The organism is Haloferax sp. SDI50, assembly GCF_059802635.1.
Map to the genome: position 1 here is coordinate 1,401,163 of NZ_JBPULL010000001.1, position 24,485 is coordinate 1,425,647.

Annotated in this window: 19 protein-coding genes, 2 tRNA genes and 3 rRNA genes; 9 read left to right on the plus strand and 15 right to left on the minus strand. The window is 64.6% G+C overall.

Translation table 11 applies throughout. The features are described from left to right. Positions 1-102 precede the first annotated feature (102 nt). Both fer and ACSR87_RS07255 read left to right on the plus strand, forming a co-directional pair. Positions 103-873 (plus strand): ferredoxin Fer, encoded by a 771-nt coding sequence (gene fer, locus ACSR87_RS07250; RefSeq protein WP_498530012.1) that lies wholly within the window; start codon positions 103-105, stop codon positions 871-873. A 63-nt stretch (positions 874-936) separates the two neighbouring features. Then, positions 937-1,410, plus strand: coding sequence for an FKBP-type peptidyl-prolyl cis-trans isomerase (locus ACSR87_RS07255; RefSeq protein WP_498530013.1), 474 nt, complete (start codon positions 937-939; stop codon positions 1,408-1,410). Positions 1,411-1,480: 70 nt separating this feature from the next. Here ACSR87_RS07255 and ACSR87_RS07260 read toward each other — a convergent pair whose 3' ends face one another. From ACSR87_RS07260 to ACSR87_RS07275, 4 genes are all read right to left on the minus strand, one after another. Beyond that, positions 1,481-2,362, minus strand: coding sequence for an ABC transporter ATP-binding protein (locus ACSR87_RS07260; protein ID WP_498530014.1), 882 nt, complete (start codon positions 2,360-2,362; stop codon positions 1,481-1,483). Continuing rightward, positions 2,362-3,477 carry a FecCD family ABC transporter permease gene (locus ACSR87_RS07265; RefSeq protein WP_498530015.1) on the minus strand — a complete coding sequence of 372 codons (1,116 nt, stop codon included), beginning with the start codon at positions 3,475-3,477 and terminating at the stop codon, positions 2,362-2,364. Before ACSR87_RS07265 ends, ACSR87_RS07260 begins: the two co-directional genes overlap by 1 nt. Further along, positions 3,474-4,463: an FAD-dependent oxidoreductase gene (locus ACSR87_RS07270; protein WP_498530016.1), complete on the minus strand. Its 990-nt coding sequence runs from the start codon at positions 4,461-4,463 to the stop codon at positions 3,474-3,476. Before ACSR87_RS07270 ends, ACSR87_RS07265 begins: the two co-directional genes overlap by 4 nt. Positions 4,464-4,689: 226 nt before the next feature. Continuing rightward, complete coding sequence (locus ACSR87_RS07275) at positions 4,690-5,226, minus strand: quinol oxidase (protein WP_498530017.1); 537 nt, start codon at positions 5,224-5,226, stop codon at positions 4,690-4,692. A 123-nt stretch (positions 5,227-5,349) separates the two neighbouring features. On the opposite strand from ACSR87_RS07275, the gene ACSR87_RS07280 reads away from it, so the two are divergent. Continuing rightward, the gene (locus ACSR87_RS07280; protein WP_498530018.1) at positions 5,350-5,973 is read left to right on the plus strand and encodes a GNAT family N-acetyltransferase; all 624 of its coding nucleotides are present in this window, start codon (positions 5,350-5,352) and stop codon (positions 5,971-5,973) included. Positions 5,974-5,991: 18 nt separating this feature from the next. On the opposite strand, the gene ACSR87_RS07285 is transcribed toward ACSR87_RS07280, so the two are convergent. From ACSR87_RS07285 to ACSR87_RS07295, 3 genes are all read right to left on the minus strand, one after another. Next, on the minus strand, positions 5,992-6,351 hold the full coding sequence (locus ACSR87_RS07285; RefSeq protein WP_004041638.1) for a DUF8062 family protein: 360 nt from the start codon (positions 6,349-6,351) through the stop codon (positions 5,992-5,994). A 108-nt stretch (positions 6,352-6,459) separates the two neighbouring features. Further along, entirely contained in the window at positions 6,460-6,642 is a 183-nt protein-coding gene (locus ACSR87_RS07290) for a DUF8073 family membrane protein (protein WP_498530019.1), read from the minus strand. 127 nt (positions 6,643-6,769) lie between these two features. After that, positions 6,770-6,967, minus strand: a complete 198-nt coding sequence (locus ACSR87_RS07295) for a CopZ family metallochaperone (protein ID WP_004063107.1) — start codon at positions 6,965-6,967, stop codon at positions 6,770-6,772. 132 nt (positions 6,968-7,099) lie between these two features. Here ACSR87_RS07295 and ACSR87_RS07300 point away from each other — a divergent pair, with 132 nt between their 5' ends. The 3 genes from ACSR87_RS07300 (at position 7,100) to ACSR87_RS07310 (ending at position 10,791) form a co-directional block, all read left to right on the plus strand. Then, the gene (locus ACSR87_RS07300; protein WP_006601050.1) at positions 7,100-7,699 is read left to right on the plus strand and encodes an AsnC family transcriptional regulator; all 600 of its coding nucleotides are present in this window, start codon (positions 7,100-7,102) and stop codon (positions 7,697-7,699) included. Positions 7,700-7,840: 141 nt separating this feature from the next. Then, positions 7,841-10,426: a heavy metal translocating P-type ATPase gene (locus ACSR87_RS07305; RefSeq protein ID WP_498530020.1), complete on the plus strand. Its 2,586-nt coding sequence runs from the start codon at positions 7,841-7,843 to the stop codon at positions 10,424-10,426. 134 nt (positions 10,427-10,560) lie between these two features. Further along, positions 10,561-10,791: a DUF8123 family protein gene (locus ACSR87_RS07310; protein WP_498530021.1), complete on the plus strand. Its 231-nt coding sequence runs from the start codon at positions 10,561-10,563 to the stop codon at positions 10,789-10,791. A gap of 12 nt (positions 10,792-10,803) precedes the next feature. Here the strand turns inward: ACSR87_RS07310 and ACSR87_RS07315 are convergent, their stop codons facing one another. The 7 genes from ACSR87_RS07315 to ACSR87_RS07345 form a co-directional block, all read right to left on the minus strand. Then, on the minus strand, positions 10,804-11,658 hold the full coding sequence (locus ACSR87_RS07315) for a DUF8231 family protein (RefSeq protein ID WP_008574618.1): 855 nt from the start codon (positions 11,656-11,658) through the stop codon (positions 10,804-10,806). An 850-nt stretch (positions 11,659-12,508) separates the two neighbouring features. Continuing rightward, a tRNA-Cys gene (locus tag ACSR87_RS07320) sits at positions 12,509-12,585 on the minus strand. 185 nt (positions 12,586-12,770) lie between these two features. Beyond that, a 5S ribosomal RNA gene (gene rrf, locus ACSR87_RS07325) occupies positions 12,771-12,892 on the minus strand. 113 nt (positions 12,893-13,005) lie between these two features. Continuing rightward, a 23S ribosomal RNA gene (locus ACSR87_RS07330) occupies positions 13,006-15,918 on the minus strand. A 217-nt stretch (positions 15,919-16,135) separates the two neighbouring features. Then, positions 16,136-16,207, minus strand: a tRNA-Ala gene (locus tag ACSR87_RS07335). Positions 16,208-16,304: 97 nt separating this feature from the next. Then, positions 16,305-17,778: ribosomal RNA gene (locus ACSR87_RS07340) — 16S ribosomal RNA — on the minus strand. The 16S, 23S and 5S rRNA genes sit together here with 2 tRNA genes alongside, the layout of an rRNA operon. Before the next feature lie 742 nt (positions 17,779-18,520). Further along, entirely contained in the window at positions 18,521-18,835 is a 315-nt protein-coding gene (locus ACSR87_RS07345; protein WP_004044781.1) for a non-histone chromosomal MC1 family protein, read from the minus strand. Between the two features lie 236 nt (positions 18,836-19,071). On the opposite strand from ACSR87_RS07345, the gene ACSR87_RS07350 reads away from it, so the two are divergent. The 3 genes from ACSR87_RS07350 (at position 19,072) to ACSR87_RS07360 (ending at position 21,808) form a co-directional block, all read left to right on the plus strand. Then, entirely contained in the window at positions 19,072-19,269 is a 198-nt protein-coding gene (locus ACSR87_RS07350) for a hypothetical protein (RefSeq protein WP_004044784.1), read from the plus strand. 60 nt (positions 19,270-19,329) lie between these two features. Beyond that, positions 19,330-20,385, plus strand: coding sequence for a quinone-dependent dihydroorotate dehydrogenase (locus tag ACSR87_RS07355; protein ID WP_498530022.1), 1,056 nt, complete (start codon positions 19,330-19,332; stop codon positions 20,383-20,385). A 94-nt stretch (positions 20,386-20,479) separates the two neighbouring features. Then, positions 20,480-21,808 carry a DUF6498-containing protein gene (locus ACSR87_RS07360; protein ID WP_498530023.1) on the plus strand — a complete coding sequence of 443 codons (1,329 nt, stop codon included), beginning with the start codon at positions 20,480-20,482 and terminating at the stop codon, positions 21,806-21,808. A 64-nt stretch (positions 21,809-21,872) separates the two neighbouring features. On the opposite strand, the gene ACSR87_RS07365 is transcribed toward ACSR87_RS07360, so the two are convergent. Further along, positions 21,873-24,485, minus strand: coding sequence for a valine--tRNA ligase (locus ACSR87_RS07365; RefSeq protein ID WP_498530024.1), 2,613 nt, complete (start codon positions 24,483-24,485; stop codon positions 21,873-21,875).

Consider the following 24,485-nt stretch of genomic DNA (forward strand, 5'->3'; position numbering starts at 1 on the left):
CCGCGCTCGGTCGTCCCCGTCACGCGCCGATTCGAGGACTAAACCACGACGAGACGGCCGGTGGCCGTGGATTTATGCTCGCGAGTTCCTACTAGCCCCGATGTGGACTCCCCGTTCGAAACGCTCGGCATCGACCCGGACGCAGACGAGGACGAACTCGTCGACGCGTACCGTCGGCGGGTGAAGTCGGCCCACCCCGACCACGGCGGGTCGGCGGAGGAGTTTCAGGCGGTTCGGACGGCATACGAGGCGATTCGGGGCGGCTACGAACCCGGCGACGAACTCGAACCCGTCGACACGGACGGCCGCCGACCGACCGACGAGGGGGCGACCCGAAATGGACAGCACGACGCCGATACCGCTCGGAACGACCACGCCGGAAGCGGGGCCGAGACCGGCGGCGAGGGCGCTGGCGGCGACGCCGACCCGGAGCCAGAACCCGAACGGCGTGGGGCGCGAGTCGAGTTCCTCGATTACGACGTGGTCACCGAGCGCGGCTGGTCGCTCACCGACGACGACCTCTTCGAGAAAGCCGCCGAAAGCGGCCTCGACGGCGACGCCTACGGCGAGGTGTTCGTCGAGCCGCGGACCAACCTCCTGAAGGCCGCCGAGGACGCCGGCCACAGTTGGCCGTTCGCCTGCCGCGGCGGGGCGTGTGCGAACTGCGCGGTGGCGGTCGTCGCAGGCGAGGTGAAGATGCCCTCGAACCACATCCTCTCCGAGGAGATGCTGGACCAAGGCGTCCGGCTGTCGTGTATCAGCCTCCCGGTGACCGACGACCTGCAAGTCGTCTACAACATCGAACACCTCCCTGGCCTCGACGAGCTTCGGCTCCCTCCGCAGCACGCCCGGAAGATGAGTCCGGGGGACTGACGCGAACCCCCGGTGGGATGCCTCGATGACGACTTTTATGCGCGTCCTCCGCCGACCCCCGCTATGGCAATCGAGTCGGGAGACCGCGTCGCGCTCGCGTACGTCGGACGCTTCGAAGACGGGACCGTCTTCAACACCTCGCGGTACGAGGTGGCGGTCGAACACGGCCTGTTCGAGGCCCAAGAAAAGGACCGCGACGACTACGCCCCCCAGACGTTCGTCGTCGGCGCGGGCCAGATTATTCCGGGGCTGGACGAGGCCGTCGTCGGGATGTCGGCCGGCGAGGAAGCGACCGTGACCGTCCCGCCGGAAGACGCCTACGGCGAGTTCGACCCCGACCGAATCCGAACCTACGACCCCGAGACGTTCGAGGGGATGGTCGGTGAGACGCCCGAGGTCGGCCTGCACGTCCACGCCGAAAACGGGCTTCACGGCGACGTGACCGCCGTCCGCGACGACGAGGTCGAAGTCGACTTCAACCACGAACTCGCGGGGAAGACGCTCGTCTTCGACATCGAAATCGTCGCCGTCCAGTAGGCACTCAGGGGTGTGGAGTCGGTTCGGCCGGAAGGCCGCACAACGGCACGGACCGAAACGCGTCGAACCGTTACAGCGAGCGCTTCGGGACGATTTCCGGGTCGGGCGAGTAGTTGACCGCGGCCTCGACCCGGAACACGTCGGCGAGGAGTTCCTCGGTGACGACCTCGCGCGGCGGCCCCCAGTCGTACAGTTCGCCGTCCTGCATGGCGACGAGGTAGTCCGCGAACCGCGCGGCCTGCGCGATGTCGTGGAGGACGACCGCGACCGTCACGCCGCGTTCTTCGTTGAGTTGGCGGACCGTCTCCAGCACGCGGAGCTGGTGGTGTAAGTCGAGGTACGTCGTCGGCTCGTCGAGGAGGAGCACGTCGGTGTCCTGTGCGAGCACCATCGCAATCCACGCAAGTTGGCTCTGGCCGCCCGAGAGGTTGCCAATCTGCTTGTCGCGGATGTGCTCGACGCCGGCGAGGTCGATGGCGCGCTCGACCGCCTCGTGGTCGTCGTCGCTGACCTGCTCGAAGAAGCTCCGGTGGGGGTACCGGCCGTGGTAGACGAGGTCCTCGACAGTGAGCGACGTGGGCGAGTCGTGCTGTTGGGAGAGCATCCCCAACTCGCGGGCGAACGCCTTGTCGTCGTACTCGCTGATGGATTTCCCGTCGAGGTAGACGCTGCCGCTGTCGGGCGAGAGCTGTTTGGCGAGCGACTTCAGAAGCGTGCTCTTGCCGGAGCCGTTCGGTCCGACGAGCGCCGTAATTTCGCCGCGGGGGATGTCGATGCGGTCGCACTCGACGACCGGCTCCTCGCTCGTCGGATACGAGAGTTCGAGCGCGTCGCCGGCGAGCGCGCTCTCGCGGTCGGAGTCGCTTTCGACGCGCTCGTTTCCGCTCGTATTCGCGTCTGTTTCGCCGTGCTGTGCCATCTGTTGGGGGTTCTCTGGTTGCTGGTTCGACATCACACTTCACCGATGTTCTGCTGTTTGCGCATGAGGTAGAGGAAGTACGGCCCGCCGACGAGGCCCGTGACGACGCCGACCGGGAGCTGAATCGGGTTGAGCGCGAGGCGCGCGCCCACGTCGGCGGCGACCATCAACGCCGGGCCGGCGAACAGACAGCCGACGACGAGACGCTTGTAGTCGCTGCCGACCACGTTCCGCACGAGGTGCGGGACGACGAGGCCGACGAAGCCGACGATGCCGGCGACGGCGATGCTCGCCGCGGCCGCGAGGACCGCGACGCCCGAGAGGGCGAATCTGACCTTCTCGATGGACATCCCGAGCGAGCGGGCGGTCTGCTCGCCGAGAAGCAGGACGTTGAGCTGGCGGGAGCTACCGAGCGCGAGCGCGACGGCGATGATGGACCACGGGAGAGCCATGCGGACCTGCTCCCAGTCGGTGCCGGTGAGGGAGCCGGTCGTCCACGCGATAGCGGACTGGACGACGCCGATATCGTCGACGAAGAAGAACAGCCCCGTCTGGAGGCTCTGGAAGACGGTGCCGACGATGACGCCCGCGAGGACGAGCCTGACCGGCGAGGTGCCGTTTTTCCACGCGATGAGGTAGACGAGGACGAACGCGAACATCCCGCCGAGCGCCGCCAGAAGCGGGAGATACGCCGCGAGTCCCGAGAAGACGACGAGCGTGAGGAGAATGAGCAGCCCGGCCCCCGACGAGACGCCGAGGATGAACGGACTCGCCAGTTCGTTCCGGGTGACCGCCTGGAAAATCGCGCCGGAAATCGCGAGGTTCGCGCCGACGAGGATGGCGACGAACACCCGCGGGAGCCGGATGTTCCAGACGATGAGCGTCCGGCGGCCGAGTTCCGGCAGTTCGCCGCCGAGGAGGAACACCTGCCAGACCTGCGGGTCGAAGATGACCGCCGGGTCGAAGACGGCGCGCCACGCCTCGCCGATGGTCATCGAGAACGCGCCGAAGCTGACCTGCACGAGGCCGCCGGCCACGACGACGACGAGGCTGGCGAGGCAAAGCGACAGGAGCGAGCCGTCGATCCAGCCGAACAGCCGGGTCAGCACCGACCCGGAAGACTGTTCGGTCGGCGTCGTCCCGCTCACTGCTCGACACCTCCGAGTTCGCGCCCGTCGAGGTAGTCAGCGAGCACCTCGTCGGGAAGCGCGTCGAGGACGCGTTCGGTGCCGATGGTCTCGACGAGTCGCCGGATGCCGCGGGGTTCCGCGGCCTCGACCTCGTGGTCGGTCCGGCGGGTGTCGAACGCCCGGTCGATGTAGGACTCGCGGAGTTCCGCGAGGCGCTCGTCGTCGAGGTCGGCGTCGTCCGGGACCTCGCCGTCGAACCACTCGCGCCAGCGGTCGCGGTCGCCCCACTCGCCGTGGAACTCGGTGTCGGCGCGGAGCCAGTCGTAGTGGGCCGCGAGGTCGCCGGGGAAGCCGCGCTCGCGCCGGCGGTCCTCGATGAGACACCGGGCGACGTGACCGCCCTGTCCGGCGGCGATGCCGACCTGCGCGTTCCGGTCGCCCGAGGGCGCGGCGACGTACAGTCCGTCGACGGGAGTCCGCCCGTCGCCGTCAGCGTAGTCGGAATCGAACTGCTCGTGGACCTCACCGTGGTGGTCGTGCTCCTCGAACATCGCGTCGTCGTCGTCGAGGCCGCGGAGGTAGTCGCCGTCGTACCACGCGGCGGCGACGACGTAGTCGGCCTCGACCCGGCGGCCCTCCTGCGTGCGGACGACGAAGCGCCGAGCGTCGGCGTCGAACACGTCCGACTCGCCCTCGCTCGCGGCCGCGACTTCACTCTCGTCGCCCGGTCGCTCGACCGAGACGACCATGTCGGCGACGTAGTCCGCGCCGACCTCGGCGAGGTGTTCGTGTATGAGCGCGGTGAACGTGTCCACGCCGATGCCGGCGGGGAAGCCGAGGTAGTTTTCGAGGTACGCACACCGACGCAAGGCGGCGTTCCCCCGGTCGAACACGACGGTGTCGAGGCCGTACCGCGCGGTGAAGACGGCCGCGGCGCATCCCGAGGGACCGCCGCCGACGACCACCACGTCCGCCGAGTCGAGTTCAGTGCCTTGGTCGGTCACGGCGCAGACCGCCCCCGTGAGAACAACCCGCGAGCGACGTGGTCGAAGTCGGCTCCGTCTTCGTTCATACGTTTTAGGCGTCCCTAATACAATAAACCACTTTCGGATTTTAGGTACTCCTAAATCCACCGACACTCGAAAACCGGTTCGAAGAGGCCTGAGACGCGGGAATCTTCGGAAACACTGTCCGAGAGAAACGGTAGCCGAGCGCGGCCGGAACGACCCCTCAGCCGAGGAGGTACCGGAGCTTCGGTCGCTGGCGGACGAACTCCATCTCTTCGAGGTACGCGTCGAGGCCGAGGATGCGGCCCGTCGCGAGCGCGCCGACCACGAGGAACATCACGAGCCCCAGCAGGTCGCCGTTGACGAGGCCGTGACCCCACTCGGCGTTGCCGAGGTAGAAGAACGTCATGAGGAACGCGCCCCCGGCGGCGGCGAGGCGGACCGCGGCCCCGACGACGAGCCCGAGGCCGATGAGCGTCTCGCCCAACGGGACCATGACGTTCGTGAATTCGAGCAGCACCGGCGTCTGGCCGACCCACGCGAGGAACGCGTGGACCGGGCCGGGCGCGCCCGTGGTGCCGTTGACGAGCCAGCCGGCCGCGTTAAACGGCTCAGCGGCGAGGTACTTCGTCACCCCCGCGTGGAGGAACCAGTACCCCGTGACGAGACGGGCGAACACGAGCACGTAGCCGGTGACGCCCTCGGCGTAGTCGAACTCCATCCGGTTCCCCAGCATCTCGATTTCGCCGGTTGCGGCCATCGTCTGTCACCTCACATGTGAAGCGTGGACCGCCGGAACGTTATAAATCCGGACCGGTTTTCGAATCCTCGGAAACTGGGAATCGGCGGCCGCCCTCAAGGGTCGCGCTCGCGCCGTTCCCGTATGGGAGAGACGGACGTTGACCGGCCGAACGGCGCGAGTGGTTCCGACGGCTTCTGGGACGCGAGTCGGTGCGTCGGGACACCGGAGTGTCCCCCTCGGTGCCCGCGGTTCGTCAGCAAAGACGGTCGTGGCCTCGTCGTCCGCCCGTACGACGACGCCGACCGAGACGCCCTCGCTGAGATGTACCGCGACTACGACCCCGGCGCCCGGTCGATGGGGCTGCCGCCGGCGGAGGGGCCGCGCATCGCCGAGTGGCTCGCGGCCCTCGTCGACCGCGGCCGCAACTTCGTCGCCGTCGCCGACCGAGGTATCGTCGGCCACGCCGCGTACGTGGCGAGCGACGACCCGGAGCCGGAGCTCGCGGTGTTCGTCCACCAGGACAGCCACGACCGCGGCATCGGAACCGAACTGTGTCGCCACGTCGTCGCGGACGCCGCCGACGCCGGGCGCGAGGCGCTCGTCCTCCACGTCGCTCCCGAGAATCAGCGGGCCGTCCACGTCTACCGCGAACTCGGGTTCGAGACGGTCAGCTCGGACGGCGCAGACACGAAGATGCGTCTCGACCTGACGCCACCGGTCCCGCCGGCCGCACGGCCGACGACCGGCACCGGAAATCGAAGGTGACCGGACTCCCGGCGAACCTCACTCGGGCGCGATGACGACGCCGTCCTCGTCGGCGTGGTCCATCGACACCTCGTGTCGCGTGTGGCGGGCGTGCGTGCGGGCCCACCGGCGGGCGCTGGCCTCGGAGAGGAACTGTTCGCCGTCGGGACACTGTCGACAGCTGACGACCCACGGCGAAACGTCGTCCGGGAAGTGTCCAGTGTGGCGGCGGTGGTCGAGCGCGAACTGCTCGACCGACTGGTTTCCCAGTTGTAGCTCGTCGAGTTCGTAAGAGAGGTCCCACTCCTCGCCGCACCGCGAACACGAGACGGTGGGCGTGTCGTCTATCGGGTCCGTCGGGGAGTGCGTGCGGAAGTCGTCGTCGCTCGGGGGAGACACAGGCGGGGTTAGAACCGCGGCCTCTTGTAACCGTCTGCACCCGAAGCGAGGGATAACTGACTGACATGTTTCGCAACCGACGCGGACGGTGGTCGCCGTCCGAGGCGCTCAGTCCGCGTTCGTCTCCCAGTCTCTGACCAGCGCGACGGCGAAGACGGTCAGCAGGGCGGCGATACCGGCGTTCCGCGCGAAGTCGCCGGTATCGCCGGCGGCGAGTCGAACGACGCCGAGCGCGAGGAGGAGTCCGATGGCGAGCGCGAACAGGACGGTCGCCCACGACCGCGCGTGCATGGTCGAGCGTAGCGGGTCGCCGGCTAAAACGGTTCAGGTCGGCGCGTCGAACCGACTCGTCGGTCGCGCCGTCCGGTCGTTCGAGTCGTCGGTTCCGCTCGCGCGGGCCGGCCCAACTCGTCCGGGTTCAGGCGCTCGCGTCGTAGCCCGCGTCTTCGACGGCCGCGACGAGGGCGTCGGTGTCGGCGTCCCCCTCGACGGTCGCGCGCTCCGCCTCGCGGTCGGCGGTCGCGTCTTCGACGCCATCGACGCCGGCGAGGGCGTCGGCGACGCGCTGTTCGCAGTGTTCGCAGGTCATTCCGGTGACGGTGAGCGTAGTCGACATACGGTTCGACGTAGGGGCTTCTCGATTTAGTGGATTGTCCTTTCGAGAGTTCGATTACCGTTCCGATTCGACTTTCGAATCGAAAGTCGAGCGCGAGGAACACCTATGACATCGTGGTCCCTATCGGGATGCATGCGCGCGCTCGACGAAACCGACCTCCATATCCTCGAACTCCTCGCCGAAGACGCCCGTCGCCCGTTCAGCGACATCTCCGCCGAAGTCGGTCTCTCCGCGCCGGCGGTCTCCGACCGCATCGACCGCCTCCGCGAAGAGGGCATCATCCGCCGCTTCACCGTCGACCTCGACCAGTCGACGCTCTCGGGCGGGACGCCCGTCCTCGTCAGACTCTCCGTCCGCCCGGAGTTCGTCGACGAGGTCCGCGACGCCCTCCGCGCGGCCGACCCGGTCCAACACCTGTTCGTCGCAGCGGACGGAGAGGTGACCACCCACGCCCGACTCGACGGGGGGTCCGTCCGCGCCCAGTTGGACGAGCTCGTCGACCTCTCGCGGGTCCGCGACTACGAGGTGAGCCTCGTGGAGTCCGCCGAGTGGACGCCAACGGTCAACGGGACCGGCTTCGCCCTCGAATGCGCCGAGTGCGGCAACACAGTGACGAGCGAGGGCGAGAGCGCCCGCATCGGCGGGTCACTCTACCACTTCTGCTGTTCGTCCTGTCTCGGCCGGTTCGAAGACCGATACGACCGCCTCGAAGCCGGCGCGAACGACGACTGACCGGGCGGGCGGCGGTCGGGTGACGCTGGCGGCGACTGAGTATCGGAATCGGCGGCTTCGAATCCAAAGTTCCGCCCCGCTCCGACGTTCGGTTCTGAAGGGGAAATCGAGGTAAGCAAGGGGCACGTACGTCTAGGTGAGATGAGTAGCCGAACGGCCCACTTAGACATCCGCGGGATGAGCTGCGCGAACTGCTCGCGCACCGTCAGCGAGGCGTTGGAGGCGCTCGACGGCGTGGCGAGCGCCAGCGTCAACTTCGCCACCGACGAGGGGTCGGTGGAGTACGACCCCGAGGAAGTATCGCTCGGCGAGCTATACGACGCCATCGAGGACGCCGGCTACGAGGCGCTCTCGGAGACCCGAACCATCGGTATCACCGGGATGAGCTGTGCGAACTGCGCCGACGCCAACCAAAAGTCGCTGGAGTCGGTCCCGGGCGTCGTCGCCGCCGAGGTCAACTTCGCCACCGACGAGGCGCACGTCACCTACAACCCCACCGACGCGAGCCTCGACGACATGTACCGGGCGGTCGAAGACGCCGGCTACACGCCCGTCCGCGAGGACGACGGCGACGACGAGGGAGACGCGGAGGACGCCCGCGACGCCGCCCGCAACGAGGAGATTCGCCGGCAGAAGCGCCTGACGCTGTTCGGCGCGGCGCTGTCGCTCCCGCTTCTCGCGATGCTCGCAGTCGAACTGTTCGGCGGCGGCCTTCCCGAGACGATTCCCGGCACGGGCGTCCCCGTCGGCTGGGTCGGCTTCGCGTTCGCCACGCCGGTACAGGTCTACCTCGGCCGCGAGTTCTACGAGAACTCCTACACGGCGCTCGTCCGGAACCGCACCGCCAACATGGACGTGCTCATCGCCATGGGGTCGTCCACCGCGTACGTCTACTCCGTCGCCGTCCTCGTGGGACTGCTCGCCGGTAGTCTCTACTTCGACACCGCGGCGCTCATCTTGGTGTTCATCACGCTCGGGAACTACCTCGAAGCGCGCTCGAAGGGACAGGCGTCGGAGGCGCTCCGGACCCTTCTCGAACTCGAAGCCGACACCGCGACGCTCGTCGACGACGACGGGACCGAACGCGAGATTCCACTCGACGAGGTCGAGGTCGGCGACCGCATGAAGGTCCGCCCCGGCGAGAAGATTCCGACCGACGGCGTCGTCGTCGACGGCGACTCCGCGGTCGACGAGTCCATGGTCACCGGTGAGTCCGTTCCCGTCTCGAAGGCCGAAGGCGACGAGGTGGTCGGCTCGACGGTGAACCAAAACGGCGTCCTCGTGGTCGAAGCGACCAAGGTCGGCTCCGAGACGGCAATCCAGCAGATAGTCTCGCTCGTCAAGGAGGCGCAGGGCCGCCAGCCCGAGATTCAGAACCTCGCCGACCGCATCTCGGCGTACTTCGTGCCCGCGGTCATCGCCAACGCCCTCCTGTGGGGCGTCGTCTGGTTCCTCTTCCCCGAGGCGCTCGCGGACGTCATCCGGTCGCTCCCCGTCTGGGGACTCGTCGCGGGCGGCCCCGTCGCCGCGGGCGGCGCGGTCTCGACGTTCGAGTTCGCCGTCGTCGTCTTCGCCTCGGCCGTGCTCATCGCTTGCCCCTGCGCGCTCGGCCTCGCCACCCCGGCCGCGACGATGGTCGGGACGGCAATCGGCGCGCAAAACGGCGTCCTGTTCAAGGGCGGCGACGTGCTCGAACGCGTCAAAGACGTGGAGACCGTCGTCTTCGACAAGACCGGCACGCTCACCAACGGCGAGATGACGCTGACCGACGTGGTCGCCGTCGGCCCCGCCGCCGACGGCTCCGGCGTCGTCACCGCCGACGACGAGACGCTCGACGAAGACGCCGTGCTCCGGTACGCCGCCTCGGCCGAGCGCAACAGCGAACACCCGCTTGCCCGCGCCATCGTCGCCGGCGCGGAAGACCGCGGCCTCGACCTCGCGGAGCCGGACGACTTCGAGAACGTCCCCGGCCACGGGGTTCGCGCGACCGTCGACGGGAAACCCGTCCTCGTCGGCAACCGCAAACTCCTCTCGGACGCGGGCGTCGACCCCACGCCGGCCGAGGACGCGCTCCGCACCCTCGAAAGCGACGGCAAAACCGCGATGCTCGTCGCGGTCGACGGCGACCTCGCGGGCGTCGTCGCCGACGCGGACGAAATTAAGGCGTCGGCCGCCGACGCCGTCGCCTCGCTCCGCGACCGCGGCGCGACCGTCCACATGATTACCGGCGACAACGAGCGGACCGCCCGCGCCGTCGCTGAACAGGTCGGTATCGACCCCGAGAACGTCAGCGCCGGCGTCCTCCCCGAAGACAAGGCCGACGCCGTCGAGTCCCTGCAGGCCGACGGCACGAGAGTCATGATGGTCGGTGACGGCGTCAACGACGCGCCCGCGCTCGCCGCCGCGTACGTCGGCACGGCGCTCGGCTCCGGCACCGACGTGGCTATCGAGGCCGCCGACGTGACGCTCATGCGCGACGACCCGCTCGACGTGGTGAAAGCCATCCGTATCTCCGCGGGGACGCTCGCCAAAATCAAGCAGAACCTGTTTTGGGCGCTCGGCTACAACACCGCGATGATTCCGCTCGCGTCGCTCGGCCTCCTCCAGCCGGTGTTCGCCGCGGGCGCGATGGCGCTGTCGTCGGTGTCCGTTCTCACGAACAGCCTCCTGTTTCGGAGCTACACGCCGGACCACGACTACCGCTTCCTCGACTTCCTGCGGCGGTAGGTCAGGACTCGTTCGACGCGTACGACCGTCCCAACCCCGTCCGCCTCGCCCCACAGTTCCGAACTGTCCCGCCGCCTCATTCCGTGCCGTCGGTTCGCCGTCTGGCTTTTCCCCTCGCGCATCGATTCTCTCGGATGATGAGTCGTCGAGCCCTCGCGTGGACGGCGTCGTGGCTCCCGCTGGCCGTCGGTGCGTTCCTCGTCCTCGTCGGTCTCGGAACGCTCGTGGGAGCCCCGTGGCGCTACGCCGCCAGCGAGTCGGTTGTCGTCGTCGCGGCGTTCCAGATACTCGGGTCGCTGTCGGCTATCGCCGTCGGAGTCGGAGTCGCGTGGCTCGAAGCGAGCGGGGCGCGCGAAAAACGGTGACGGACGTGGCGTTCAGTACCGCGACGGGAGGAACGCCATACCGGTGAGGAGCACCACCGTGGTGAACGAGACGATAGTGACGCCCCAGAGGCCGTTTTCGGTCTCGTGGAAGTGGTCGATTTCTGACAGCTGCGTCTGGTAGCTGTCGTAGTTCTGCGTCAGGACGAGCGTCTCGCCGTCCGGGAAGTACGCGAGGTACTGCTGGTCCGAAATCGTCACGTTCGCCTCGTTGTCGACGGCGACCGTGTTCTCCTCGGGGGCGAACCACTCGATGGTCACGCCGGAGGTCTCGACGGCGGCGACGGTGACAGACTGGTTGTTGTAGTCGAAGGAATCACCCTCGGCGACGGTGCGCGTCTCGTTGGCCGGGAAGTACTCGTCGACCGAGACGAGCGTCGAGTCGTTGACGACGACGTAGCGCTCGCCGTTACGGGTGACGGTCTCGTTGTCGGCGTTCGAGTCCGCCTGGAGGATTGCAGTCTCGTTGTACAGTTCGACCAGCGTCGCCTCGCTGGGGTCCGAGACGTTGGCGATTTCGACACGGTAGTCCGTGCCGTCAAGCGTGACGGTGCTCTCGTTGTCCCACGTCTCCGTGTACCGGGCCGAATCGTTCACGTACGTGAGTTCACCGGAGCGGACCAGCGTGGTCCCACCACCGTGGCCGCCCGACTCCTCCTCTTCGGTTATCGACGACACTGTGTACGTCTGGTCGCTACCGGGGACGGAGAACTCGTCTCCCTGTGCCAGCGAGTACTCTGGGTTCTCGAAACTGACCGACGGCGTCGATGCAGTCGCGATGAGCGAGTATGCACCGGCACCGATGACCAGGAAGAACACGACGGAGATGACCGCGGCGCGTCGTTGCATGGTTTCGGCATGGGCCACGCGGCGTATAACGATTACTTTTCCTCGGAGCGTGTCACCGCGTCGCGCGACCGCCGGCGGCGACTCTCACCCTCAATACAGTGGGCCGGCGGGCACTCGCGGCCGCCGATTGACGCGACTTTTTGAATCTGTCGGCCGAACGGGCGTGTCACGAATTACGGATCAGCCGTCCGGCGACGCCGAACCGGGGGGAGGCCGCGACGCGCGAGGAGACTACGCGATAGAGCGGGGGCGTTCGTCTCCGGTTCGACTTCCTTGACGCGCTCGACGGCGCGCGTCCCGACAACGTGACCTGACCGCCGCAGTCCTCGTCTCGATGGCTGCGACTACACCACGCCGCTGACGGGGCGACGGTTCGTCTCCCCGTTCCGAACCGCCCGCGATGCTGCCGCCGACATGCTCAAGAAATGTTTGACGACCCGCGAACGAGCGGCGACACGGTGATGAGCAGAAGGATTCACGAAGATGACTCTCAGAGACGTGTACGTGCAGTCGGGAAAACCGACGACGGACGCTCGTATCTCACGACGGCAGCCGAGTCCGTACCGACGGCGGTGCTCGAAGGTCGATGTCACCGACAGCACGCCGGGTCACTCCGCGGAGTCGGGAACGCAACCGAGGCGCTCGCCTAACCCCGGCGCGCCACGACGGTCTTTTGCTCCGTCAAAGCGGGGGGTTCGAGCGCGGGAAACGGCACTCGACGCCCTTGAGGTCGTACGCGAACTGGGCGACGATGACGCACGCCCTCGAAACACGACCCGTGCGATAGCATCGCCACTCACTGATTCGATGCCGGGACGCGTCGCTCGCGGGCGTAACGTCCGAAAGGAAAAGCCAAGGGCCGGATTTGAACCGGCGGGGGTTCCGCTCTGCAGGCGGATGCGTTGGGCCGAACTCTGCCACCTTGGCGCAGTTACTGGTATCCCGGTCTTGTGCTTAAGCCTGACGGTGTGCGACCTGAGTCGGGCGTTTTCGAGACTCTGCCCGACGCAGTCGCTCTGTGTATGCGTGTGCGAGCGACCGTGCGTGCCGCTCTGCATAAAATGAACAAAGCCCACTGGACATCGCGTCCAGTGGGCTTTGTGAAGTATGAGTGGGGGCGGCGAACTGGATTTCCCAGAGGATCGCTCACTCCAGTACTGACCAGAACGCAGGTGAGCTTAACTTCCGTGTTCGGGATGGGTACGGGTGGAACCTCACCGCTCTGGCCGCCTTAATACCGATCAACGGAATCGAACCGTTGCCATACCAATATCGGTCGGGCCGTCTTACCAATGTGTTCGTGCAATCCAGTTTGCGCCTGGACCCGTTCTCGGGTCTCAGTGCGTATGAATGTGGCTTGGTCTGTTAGTGCTCGCGGGCTTAACAACTCGTTGCCTCGTTGCGTACACCCCGAGTCTATCGAACTCGTCTTCTACGAGTGACCTCAGTGGAACTTCTTTTCCGTGTGGGTTTCGAGCTTAGATGCGTTCAGCTCTTACCCCGTGGTGCGTAGCTGCCCGGCATCTGCCCTCTCGGACAACCGGTACACCAGTGGCACCCATTCGTAGTTCCTCTCGTACTATACGAACGTTCACGTCAAGTTCCTTAACACCCCCAATAGATAGCAGCCGACCTGTCTCACGACGGTCTAAACCCAGCTCACGACCTCCTTTAATAGGCGAACAACCTCACCCTTGCCTGCTTCTGCACAGGCAGGATGGAGGGAACCGACATCGAGGTAGCAAGCCACCGGGTCGATATGTGCTCTTGCCGGTGACGACTCTGTTATCCCTAAGGTAGCTTTTCTGTCATCTACGGGTCCCATGAATGAACCTCGTAGGTTCGCTAGACCACGCTTTCGCGTCAGCGACACTCGTTGGGAATGTCACTGTCAGACTTCCGTTTGCTCTTGCGCTCTTCCACGAGTTCCCGACTCGCGTGAGGAAATCTTTGGGCGCGCTCGATATCTTTTCGAGCGCGTACCGCCCCAGTCAAACTGCCCGGCTACCGGTGTCCTCCGCCAGGAGTGAGAGTCGCAGTCACTAACGGGTAGTATTTCAATGCTGCCTCGGTGGCCCGCTGGCGCGGGTACCTGTGTAACGGCTCCTACCTATGCTGCACATTAGCGACCACGTCTCAGCGACAGCCTGCAGTAAAGCTCTATAGGGTCTTCGCTTCCCCTTGGGGGTCTCCAGACTCCGCACTGGAACGTACTGTTCACCGGGCCCAACGTTGGGACAGTGACGCTCTCGTTGATCCATTCATGCAAGCCGCTACTGAAGCGGCAAGGTACTACGCTACCTTAAGAGGGTCATAGTTACCCCCGCCGTTGACGGGTCCTTCGTCCTATTGTACTAGGTGTTCAGATACCCGCACTGGGCAGGATTCAGTGACCGTACGAGTCCTTGCGGATTTGCGGTCACCTATGTTGTTACTAGACAGTCGGAGCGTCCGAGTCACTGCGACCTGCTCGGTCAAGAGCAGGCATCCCTTATCGCGAACTTACGGGACTAACTTGCCGAATTCCCTAACGTCGGTTGATCCCGACAGGCCTTGGCTTGCTCTGCCAGCGCACCTGTGTCGGATCTCGGTACGAGCTTCTTGCTTGTCTTTTCACGGGCTCTAGGTACCGCCGAGTTTCCCTGTCTCACCATTCGTTCGCTTCGTGCCGTTACGGCTTCCACGAATTTCGGTGATTCGACGGGGCGAAGGCCCCGCTCGGTGTTTCCTAAAGCGTCGACGTTTGGTGCAAGAAGGTACTGGAATATTAACCAGTTTCCCTTTCATCTAATTCGAATTACGGTTAGACTTAGGATCGACTAACCCTCGGCTGATTGACAGTGCCGAGGAACCCTTGCGCGTAAGGCCGTCGGGGTTCACACCCGACTCTCGCTGCTACTGAGACCATGATTTTCGTTGCTGCACGGTCCACACGAGATCTCTCCCGTGCTTCCACCCATGCAGTATGCCAACCTACGGAATCGTGTCATACGACACGCCGCCAGGTCTCGGAGGTGGATTTGAGTCCCGATCATTTTCGACGCCTCGAACCTCGGCCGGTAAGCTGTTACGCTATTCTTAGAGGGTAGCTGCTTCTAAGCTCACCTCCCGGCTGTTTAGGGCTCGAGACAATCTTCAATCACACTTAATCCACACTTTGGGTCCTTAACCTGGCTCTGGGTTGTCTCCCTCACGGTGCACAAGCTTACCCCGCACACCGGACTCCCTGAGTCTACGACGTTCGTAAGTTCGGAGTTTGACAGGGAAGCGAACTCCTCTCGGAGTCCGGATTCCCAATCGGTCGCTCTACCTCACGAACTATCTCATCAGAGGTCATGCTTCGACATGTTTCGGTTGGAACCAGCTGTTGCCAAGTTCGATGGGCCTTTCACCCCTACACCAGAGTCACGAGAGGGTATTGTAGGACACCAACTCTAACGGGCCTCCACGCAGCTTTCGCCACGCTTCGCCCTGCTCCGGCGTAGATCACTTGGTTTCGGGTCGCATCCGGTTGGCTCCCCGCCCTTGAAGACGGTGGCCCTGGTCAAAGACTGCGGCCGTATCGGTTTCCCTATGCCTCCGGGGGTTCACCCCTTAGACTCGCCAGTCAGATGCACTCCATGGTTCGTTTTTCAAAACGCACGACGTAACATCGGCTTCACTCGAGTCTTACTACGGGATCGCTCCCAGTTCATTCGTCGAGTGACCTTGTATGCCACGTCGCTCTATCGCCAACTGATTTCAAGCCCTATTGCACCGCCCTGTTCGGGGTGCTTTTCAGCGTTCGCTCACGCTACTTGTTCGCTATCGGTCTCGAGGAGTGTTTAGTCTTCGCAGTTGATGCCTGCAAAATTCACGAGGGATATCCAACCCCCGCTATTCTGGAACAACCCCGGGATCTGGTTCTTATGTTACGGGGTTTTCACCCTGTATCACGCTCCGTTCCAGGAGACTTCACATAAGATCCAGGTCCGTTATGGGTAGTCCGTACACCACATTGCCCGAAGGCTTCGGTTTGGACTGTATCGCGTTCACTCGCCGTTACTAACGACATCGCGGATTGCTTTCTTTTCCTGTTCCTACTAAGATGTTTCAATTCGGAACGTTCCCCATTGCGCGAGGCAATTGCGTGGGGATTCCCATTCGGAGATCCTCAGTTCTTTCCCTCCATGCGGGTCCCTGAGGCTTATCGCAGCTTGGCACGTCCGTCATCGGCTCTCGAGCCGAGCTATCCACCAGCTGGCACAGTAGCCAGTTGATATAGTCACTGTGACCCGGAGAACGGGTCCAGTGGACGCCTGGATTGCACGTACACACGGTTTCATCAAATCCCCTCGGTGACGACCCGAGGCGAATTTTCGACCCTTCCCAACCTCGCTTGCGCGGGATGGTGCATCTGTCGTCGGTTTCCATTCATCCGAAACGTCTTGCCACACTTAAGGGGCACGATTGTTTCGGAGTTGGGAACCGCTTACCATGGACCCACAGGGATTCGAACCCTGGGCATCCTCCTTGCAAAGGAGGCACTCTACCACTGAGCTATGGGCCCGTGTTAGCCCTAGTAGTTCTAAGGTGTCCGAACGGGTGTCATTGGTGAACTCGGAAGATCGCGTGTGAGCCACCCCGTCGGGGTGGTCTCGGTTGTTAGGAGGTGATCCAGCCGCAGATTCCCCTACGGCTACCTTGTTACGACTTAAGCCCCCTTGCGAAGCCCAGATTCGACCACCGTGTGGTGGCCTCATCCGGACCTCACTCGGGTGCTTTGACGGGCGGTGTGTGCAAGGAGCAGGGACGTATTCACCGCACTCTATTGAAATGCGATTACTACCGAATCCAGCTTCATGAGGGCGAGTTTCAGCCCTCAATCCGAACTACGATCGAGTTTAGGAGATTAGCGTTCTCTTTCGAGATAGCAACCCATTGTCTCGACCATTGTAGCCCGCGTGTAGCCCAGCTCATTCGGGGCATACTGACCTACCGTTGCCCGTTCCTTCCTCCGCTTTAGCAGCGGCAGTCCTTCTAATGTACCCAGCCAGTCGAAACTGCTGCTGGCAATTAGAAGTGCGGGTCTCGCTCGTTGCCTGACTTAACAGGACGCCTCACGGTACGAGCTGACGGCGGCCATGCACCTCCTCTCTACAGCGTCGTGATAAGGTCATCAACCTGATCGTCATCACTGTAGTCGGAGCTGGTGAGATGTCCGGCGTTGAGTCCAATTAAACCGCAGGCTCCTCCGGTTGTAGTGCTCCCCCGCCAATTCCTTTAAGTTTCATCCTTGCGGACGTACTTCCCAGGCGGCTCGCTTCTCGGCTTCCCTACGGCACAACACAGGCTCGTAGCCTGTGTCACACCTAGCGAGCATCGTTTACAGCTAGGACTACCCGGGTATCTAATCCGGTTCGAGACCCTAGCTTTCGTCCCTCACCGTCGGATCCGTCTTCTCGAGGTGCTTTCGCCATCGGTGGTCCGTCCAGGATTACGGGATTTCACTCCTACCCCGGACGTACCCCTCGAGCCTTCCGGTCCCAAGCCACGTGGTTTTCACCGGACGCCCGCCAGTTGAGCTGGCGGATTTCCCGATGAACCTTCGTGGCCGGCTACGGACGCTTTAGGCCCAATAATATCGGTCATCACTTGAGCTGCCGGTATTACCGCGGCGGCTGGCACCGGTCTTGCCCAGCTCTTATTCCACGACCGCCTTACAGTCGTGAAAAGCGAGGACTATATGCCCTCGCACTTGGGGTCCCCTTATCGCACTTGCGTGCAGTGTAAAGGTTTCGCGCCTGCTGCGCCCCGTAGGGCCCGGAATCTTGTCTCAGATTCCGTCTCCGGGCTCTTGCTCTCACAACCCGTACCGATTATCGGCACGGTGGGCCGTTACCCCACCGTCTACCTAATCGGCCGCAGACACATCCTACGGCGCCGGAGCGTTTGGGGGAGTCGGCATTTCCAGCGCGACTCCCCTATGAACTATTAGCCTCAGTTTCCCGAGGTTATCGTTCTCCGTAGGGTAGTTTGTCCACGTGTTACTGAGCTTTCCGCAACGAGTCTAAACTCGTGCAACTAGCATGGCTAAATCGGACCCCAATAGCAATGACCTCCGGCAGGATCAACCGGAATGGGTCGCGACCATTTAAACCTGGTCGCGGGGTGTTGGCGGGTGAATGGCAGCGGTATGCTGTCAAATCACCGTTCAAAGGTCCGAGTTCGCGTGACATCCGTTCGGATGTCACCGAACTACTAGGGCTAACATCAGATACCGTCTTGCGGCGTACCGCAGGGGCGGAATCCTCATTTCCTTCGGACCTGAATCGAAGTGATTCGAGGGTATAAACCCTTCGAACCTCGTTCGGTTCGGGTCCGGTGAGGCAGGACGCGTTGAATCGCCCTGCAATCGCGGTGTGTCGTTCGCATTCATCCGAAATGCCTTGGACCACTTAAGGCCGTCGTATCGTGGCGACCCCCGGGACGGTGTGTCATCCCGGTGGGCGCCTGACGACCTTGGGGTCAGGGGCGTTCGGTGGAAGCCGTCGGGGGGAGTACCCCCGTGCGCTTCTTCGCATTAATCCGAATGCCCGGGATACATAAAAGGCCGTCGAACCGATGGCGCTTCGTCATGCGGTTTCATGGCGGGATTGCTCATAAGATGATGACAGACTCTCGTGGCGACCGATGCCTCTCGAAGAGATAGATATCGCGCGACTGGAGGCCGGTCGGTCATCCCCCGCGTCGCACGTGCGGTCTGACCGGGTGTCGGTCGCGCAAGCAGACGCTGGCGGCGCTATCTGAAAGGCGTATCGACTGCTCTCCCGTTTGTTGCTACGCGTGCGTACGCACGGTAAGAATGTGAACGTCGGTCGGATTACTCGTCGAGGTGTTCGATCCCCTTCTTTGAGACGTTCCCCTTGGTAATCTTCCCCTCCATCCAGCCGGGCTTGTCCTCGGGGGCGCTGCTGTTCCACGCCCACGCGTCGAAGATGTGGACTTTATCAGTCCCTTTCTCCCGGAGTCGAATCTCGACCGCGTCCGACTTCGCGTCGTCCTCGGAGCCGGCGGGGTCGAGTCGTCGGGCCGCCTTGAGTGCCGCCTGTCTCGGCATGCTGCCCGAAAACACACTCGTCTCTGTACCGTCCTCCTCTCGGAGCACGAAGTTTCGCTTACCGTCCTCGCGTACCATGATTTTCCACCTCTATGGCAATGAACCACATGGCACATGATAAATATATCGCCGGATTTCGACCGACGACGCCGTGTTACTTATAAACTCGACCGATTTGCCGGCCGCCGACCCCACCGAGGTGGCGACGAGTTTCGATGCGAGACGGTCCGGTTGCGGCGAAAATCACCACTCCACGGAGAGACGGAGACAACACTTATGTATCCCCTGCGGCGAACCAACGGATAGACCCCCAGATGGTCCGGAAAAAGAAGCTCAGTCCGAGTGGCGCCAAAGACGAGAACGGCGAGTACCACAACGTCCACGTCAACCTCCACGAAGACGAACTCGCGGTCGCCGGGATGGAGATCGGAGACGAGGTGTTCGTCCGCGTTCGGGACGGCAAAATCATCATCCAGAAAGCGGACCCAGACCAGGTCGAACACGACTTCTAAGCGCGTGACCCGTATCGTCTCGAACCGACTCGTCCCCAGCGGACGGCCCGACAGACAGCAATGAACACCTACCGACTCGCCAAACCGCTCCTGTTTTCGCTCCCGCCCGAGACCGCCCACCGGACCATTCACGGCCTGCTCGCAGCCGCGCGCGGTACGCCCGCCGAACCGCTCTTGGAGCGGCGCTACCGCGTCGACGACACCCGACTCGCCACGCGCGCGTTCGGCCTCGACTTCCCGAACCCGGTCGGCGTCGCGGCCGGCTTCGACAAGAACGCCGAGATACCCACCGTCCTCTCGGCGCTCGGCTTCGGCCACGTCGAGGTCGGCGGCGTCACCGCGGAGCCGCAGCCCGGAAACCCGCGCCCACGGATGTTCCGCCTCCCCGAAGACGAGGCGCTTATCAACCGTATGGGCCTCAACAACGAGGGCGCGGACGCGGTCGGAGAGCGCCTCGCCGCCGGACCCCACCCGGACATCCCCGTCGGCGTCAACCTCGCGCTCTCGGAGGTGACGCCCACCGAGGAGGCCCCCGAGGACTACCGCTACACCTACGAGCGCGTTGCCGACGGCGCGGACTACTTCGTCGTCAACGTCTCGTGTCCCAACAGCGAAGGGTTCCGCGACTTGCAGAACCGCGACTCCCTCGAAGCGATTCTCGGGAGGCTCGTCGACGCCGGTGCCGACCCGCTGCTCGTGAAACTCTCGCCGGACCTCCCGGACCCCGCCGTGGAGGACGCGCTCGAAGTCGTCGACGACCTCGGACTCGACGGCGTTATCGCCAGCAACACGACCACTTCGCGGCCCGACACTCTTCGGAACCCGAACCGAGCAGAACGCGGCGGCCTCTCCGGGAAACCCATCGAGGCCGAGGCCACGAACATGATTCGCTTCATCGCCGAGCGGACCGACGTGCCCGTCGTGGGCGTCGGCGGCGTTTCGGACGCCGAAAGCGCCTATCGGAAGATTCGCGCCGGGGCCGAGATGGTCCAACTCTACACGGGTCTGGTGTACGAGGGGCCGTCTATCGCCCGCGACATCAACCGCGGCCTCCTCGACCTGCTCGACCGCGACGGCTTCGACGACGTGGCAGACGCCGTCGGGTCGGGGCTGTAACGTCGCCCGCGACGACCGCTCACCGCGAGAACCGACCGCCCGCGTCTCGGTGCCGAACCGAAGACTGATTTTCCGCCCGGTCGCTTGACAAATCGTGCGCCCGCCCTCCACTCGTGACTCCGGCGTGCTCGCGGTTCTCGTCTCGAACGCCGTCGCGCCGCTCGGCGTCCTGTTTCTCGGTTGGGCACCGGCCGCGCTCTTCGGCGTGTTCGTCGCCGAAATCGCCGCCGTGCTGTGGTGGACGCTCGTGAAGATACCCTTCGCGGCCAAGCGCCCCAACAACGCCATCGGCGACGGGGACCGGCTGTTCGGCCCGTTGCAGGCCAAACGAGGGTCAGTTTCGCTCCCCGGCCCCCTGCCGCAGTTCTATCCGCGGAACGTCCCAACGCTCCTCATCGCGGCGTTCCTGCTCGTCCCGCTCGAACTCGCCGTCGCCTTCGTCGCGTTCGGCCTGACCGACCCGGTCGTCACCGACGAGGTCGCCGGACAAATCCTGCTGGGCGGCGCGGGTGTGTTCGTCGGGCGGGGCGTCGAAACGGTTACCAAATACTTCGCCGCGGGCGGCTACCGCGAGCACTCCGCGCGGTCGGTGTTGCTTCCCCCGTTCAAGCTCCTGTTCGCCGCCGGACTGCTGATGTTCGTCTTCGGGCCGTTCGCGGTCGAACTCGAAAACGACGTGTTCCTCGTGGTTCTCGTCGGCCTGAAACTCCTCTACGACCTCCGCGCGCTCCAGCTCGAACGGAGCGAAACGCGGGGCGTCTTCTACCGCCTCTACGGGAGCGAAGAGACCGAGATAGAACCGGTTCCGGTCGAGGAGCCGACGGGAGCGCCGACTTATCGAACCGCGCCCGCCCGCGCGGTCGCCCTCACCGATGCGGCCTACCAGAGTCTCCGGTACACGGTCACCAGCGGCGTGCTGTGGTGCTACGGCGTCGCCGCCGCGCTCGTCTTCTTCGGCGCGTGGACGTTCGCGCTCGCGCCGCTCGCCCTCGCCGCCGCGTTCGGAACCCTCCGGGGGGTCTCCCGCTATCTCGAAACCGGTCCCGTCGAGTTCCGGTGCTACGGCGACGTACTCGTCGCCCACGACGCGCTGTTAGACGAGCCGCAAGCCCGCCTCGAACGCGACGCGGTCACCGAGGTCGGCGTGTCCACCGACGCCGTCGACCGCCTGTTCGGCACGGCGACGATACGGTTCGAGACCGGCGTGGACACGACACCGGACGTGGGACTCACCGTTCCCGACCCCGAGGAGGCTCGCACCGACGACGCGAACGCGAACCACCCGATGACGGTTCCCCACGTCCAAGACGCGGCCGCGGTGTTGGCCGCCTTCGATGGTGGCGGCGAAACCGAGGCTGAAGCTGAGTCGGAGACGGAGACGGAATCTGAGACCGAGACACCGGTTCCGAGCCGCGACGGCTGACGAGCCGCGGGCTGGGCGACCGGGTACCGAGAAGAGAGCGAACGAAGCCGACCGAACGACCGCCTCAGTCGGCGTGCTGGACGATGACGATGGCGTCGCCGGCTTCGAGCATGTCGCCGTCGCCGACGTACTCACGAGACTCCTCGATAGTGAACATCTCGGGGTCGAGTTCGACGCCCGCGACGTGCATCACGCCGTCTTCGACCTCGTAGTCGTCGCCTTCGAGCGCGGACTCGATGTCCGGGACCTGCGCGCCGTACTCGGGGCCGACGAGCGAGTAGTCGAGATCGACGCCGGTCACGACCGACTCGATTTCGGGCTCCTCGTCGAGGAGTTCGAGTTTCTCGATGTGCATCACGCCGCTCACGTCCTCCTCGAAGCCGCGGATGTCGCCGTATACTTCCACGAGGTCGACCGGGGCGTTCATCGAGAGCTGGTTGTCGCTTTTGTACTTGCGGAGCGCGCCGACGACGGCCATCGCCGTCTCGCCGGCCGCCACGTCGGCGTCGAGGCCGAGCGGTTCGGGCCACGACTGGTCGTGGACGCTCGCCTCGTCGTACATGTCGCGCCAGAGCTCTTCCGTGACGTGCGCGAGGATGGGCGCGAAGCAGGCCAGGAACCGCTTGTGGGCGGTCTGGAGCGTGTACGCCGCCGAGGGGTCGTCGCCCTCGCGGACGCGCTGTTTGGCGATTTCGAGGTAGTCGTCGCAGAACGTGTGCCAGAAGAAACTGCGCAGGCGGTCGCGGGCCTTCGAGAACTCGCGGTTCTCCAGTTTCTCCGTGACGAACTCGAGTTCGCGGTCGAGCGACGCGAGCAGCCACCGGTCGATGGCCTTCAGGTCGTCGTGGTCGAACTCGGCGGGCGCGTCCTCGGTGAGGCTCTCGACGAGTTTCGAGGCGTTCCAGAGCTTCCGCATGAGCTTTTCGCCCGCGACGAGTCCCTTCTCCTGGTACGGCAGGTCGTCGCCGACGGCGCTCCCGGCGGCCCAGTAGCGGGCGGCGTCGACCGGGAACTTCTCTAAGACCTCGTCGGGCGAGACGACGTTGCCGACGGACTTCGACATCTTCTCGCGGTTCTCGTCGAGGACCATCCCGTTTATCATGACGCTGTCGAACGGGACCTCGCCGGTGTGTTCGTAGCACTTGACGACCGTGTGGAACAGCCAAAAGGAGATGATGTCGTGGCCCTGCGGGCGCATGTCGAACGGGTAGAGTTCGGGCCGTTCGAGTTCCATCGTCTCCGTCTCGGGGTTCCAGTCCCAGCCGCCGTTGATGAGCGGCGTGAGCGACGAGGTGGCCCACGTGTCGAACACGTCGTCCTCGGCGGCGAACTCGTCGTGGCCGCACTCGGGACAGGACTCGACCGGCGGGTCGTCCGAAAGCGGGTCGACCGGCAGGTCCTCGCGGTCGGCCACGACGACGTGCTCGCAGTCCTCGCAGTACCAGACCGGGAACGGAATCCCCGAGGAGCGCTGCCGCGAGATGGCCCAGTCCCACTGGAGCCCCTCAATCCAGTTTTTGTACCGCGTGAACATCTTCTCGGGGTACCAGTCCATCTGCTCGCCGGCTTCGAGGTACTCCTCGCGCTTGTCGAGCAGTTTGATGTACCACTGGTCCTTGACGAGGAACTCGACGCTCGTGCCGCAGCGCTCGTGGACGTTGACCGTGTGGGTGATGGCGCGCTTGTCGAGGAGCGCCCCGGCGTCGTCGAGGTCGGAGACGATGGCCTCCCGCGCCTCGTCGGCGGAGAGCCCGGCGTAGTCGTCGGCCTCCTCGGTCATCGTGCCGGACTCGTCGATGGCGACGCGGAGCGGCAGGTCGTGGGCCTGATACCACTCGATGTCGGTCTGGTCACCGAAGGTACAGCACATGACGAGGCCCGTACCCGTTTCGAGGTCGACGCGCTCGTCTTCGAGGATGGGAACCCGCTGTCCGAACAGCGGAATCTCGGCTTCCTGGCCGACGAGGTGCGCGTTGTCGTCGTCGTCGGGGTGGACGAAGACGGCGACGCAGGCGGGGAGCAGTTCGGGGCGCGTCGTGGAGATGACGAACGACTCCTCGGAATCGGCCACGCCGAACTCGATGTCGTGGAAGTGCGACCCCTGCTCGTCGTCTTCGGTCTCGACCTGCGAGATGGCGGTCTCGCACTCGGGACACCAGATGGCGGGCGCGCGCTGGCGGTACTGCCGGCCCTTCTCGTAGAGATCGACGAAGGAGAGCTGAGAGACGCGCTGGACCTCGGGCGAAATCGTCTGGTACGTCTGGTCCCAGTCGATGGAGATGCCGAGGTTCTGCATCTTCTCCGTGAACTCGCCTTCGTACTCCGCCGTGACCTCGCGGCAGAGCTTCTGGAACTCGCGTCGCTCGTAGTCCTGGTGTTTGATGCCGAGTTCGTCTTCGGTCAGGAGCTCCGACGCGATGCCGTTGTCGTCGTAACCGAACGGGAAGTACACCTCGTCGCCGCGCATCCGGTTGAACCGGGCGACGAAGTCCTGGAGGGTGAAGCCGTAGACGTGGCCCCAATGCAAGCTTCCGGACACCGTCGGCGGCGGTGAGTCGATAGAGAAGACGGTGTCGGGGTCTACCGCACGCTCCGGGTACGCGTACAGGTCTTCGTCGACCCACCTCTCTTGCCACTTCGCCTCGACGGTTTCCGGGTCGTATTCTCCGCTCGGCAT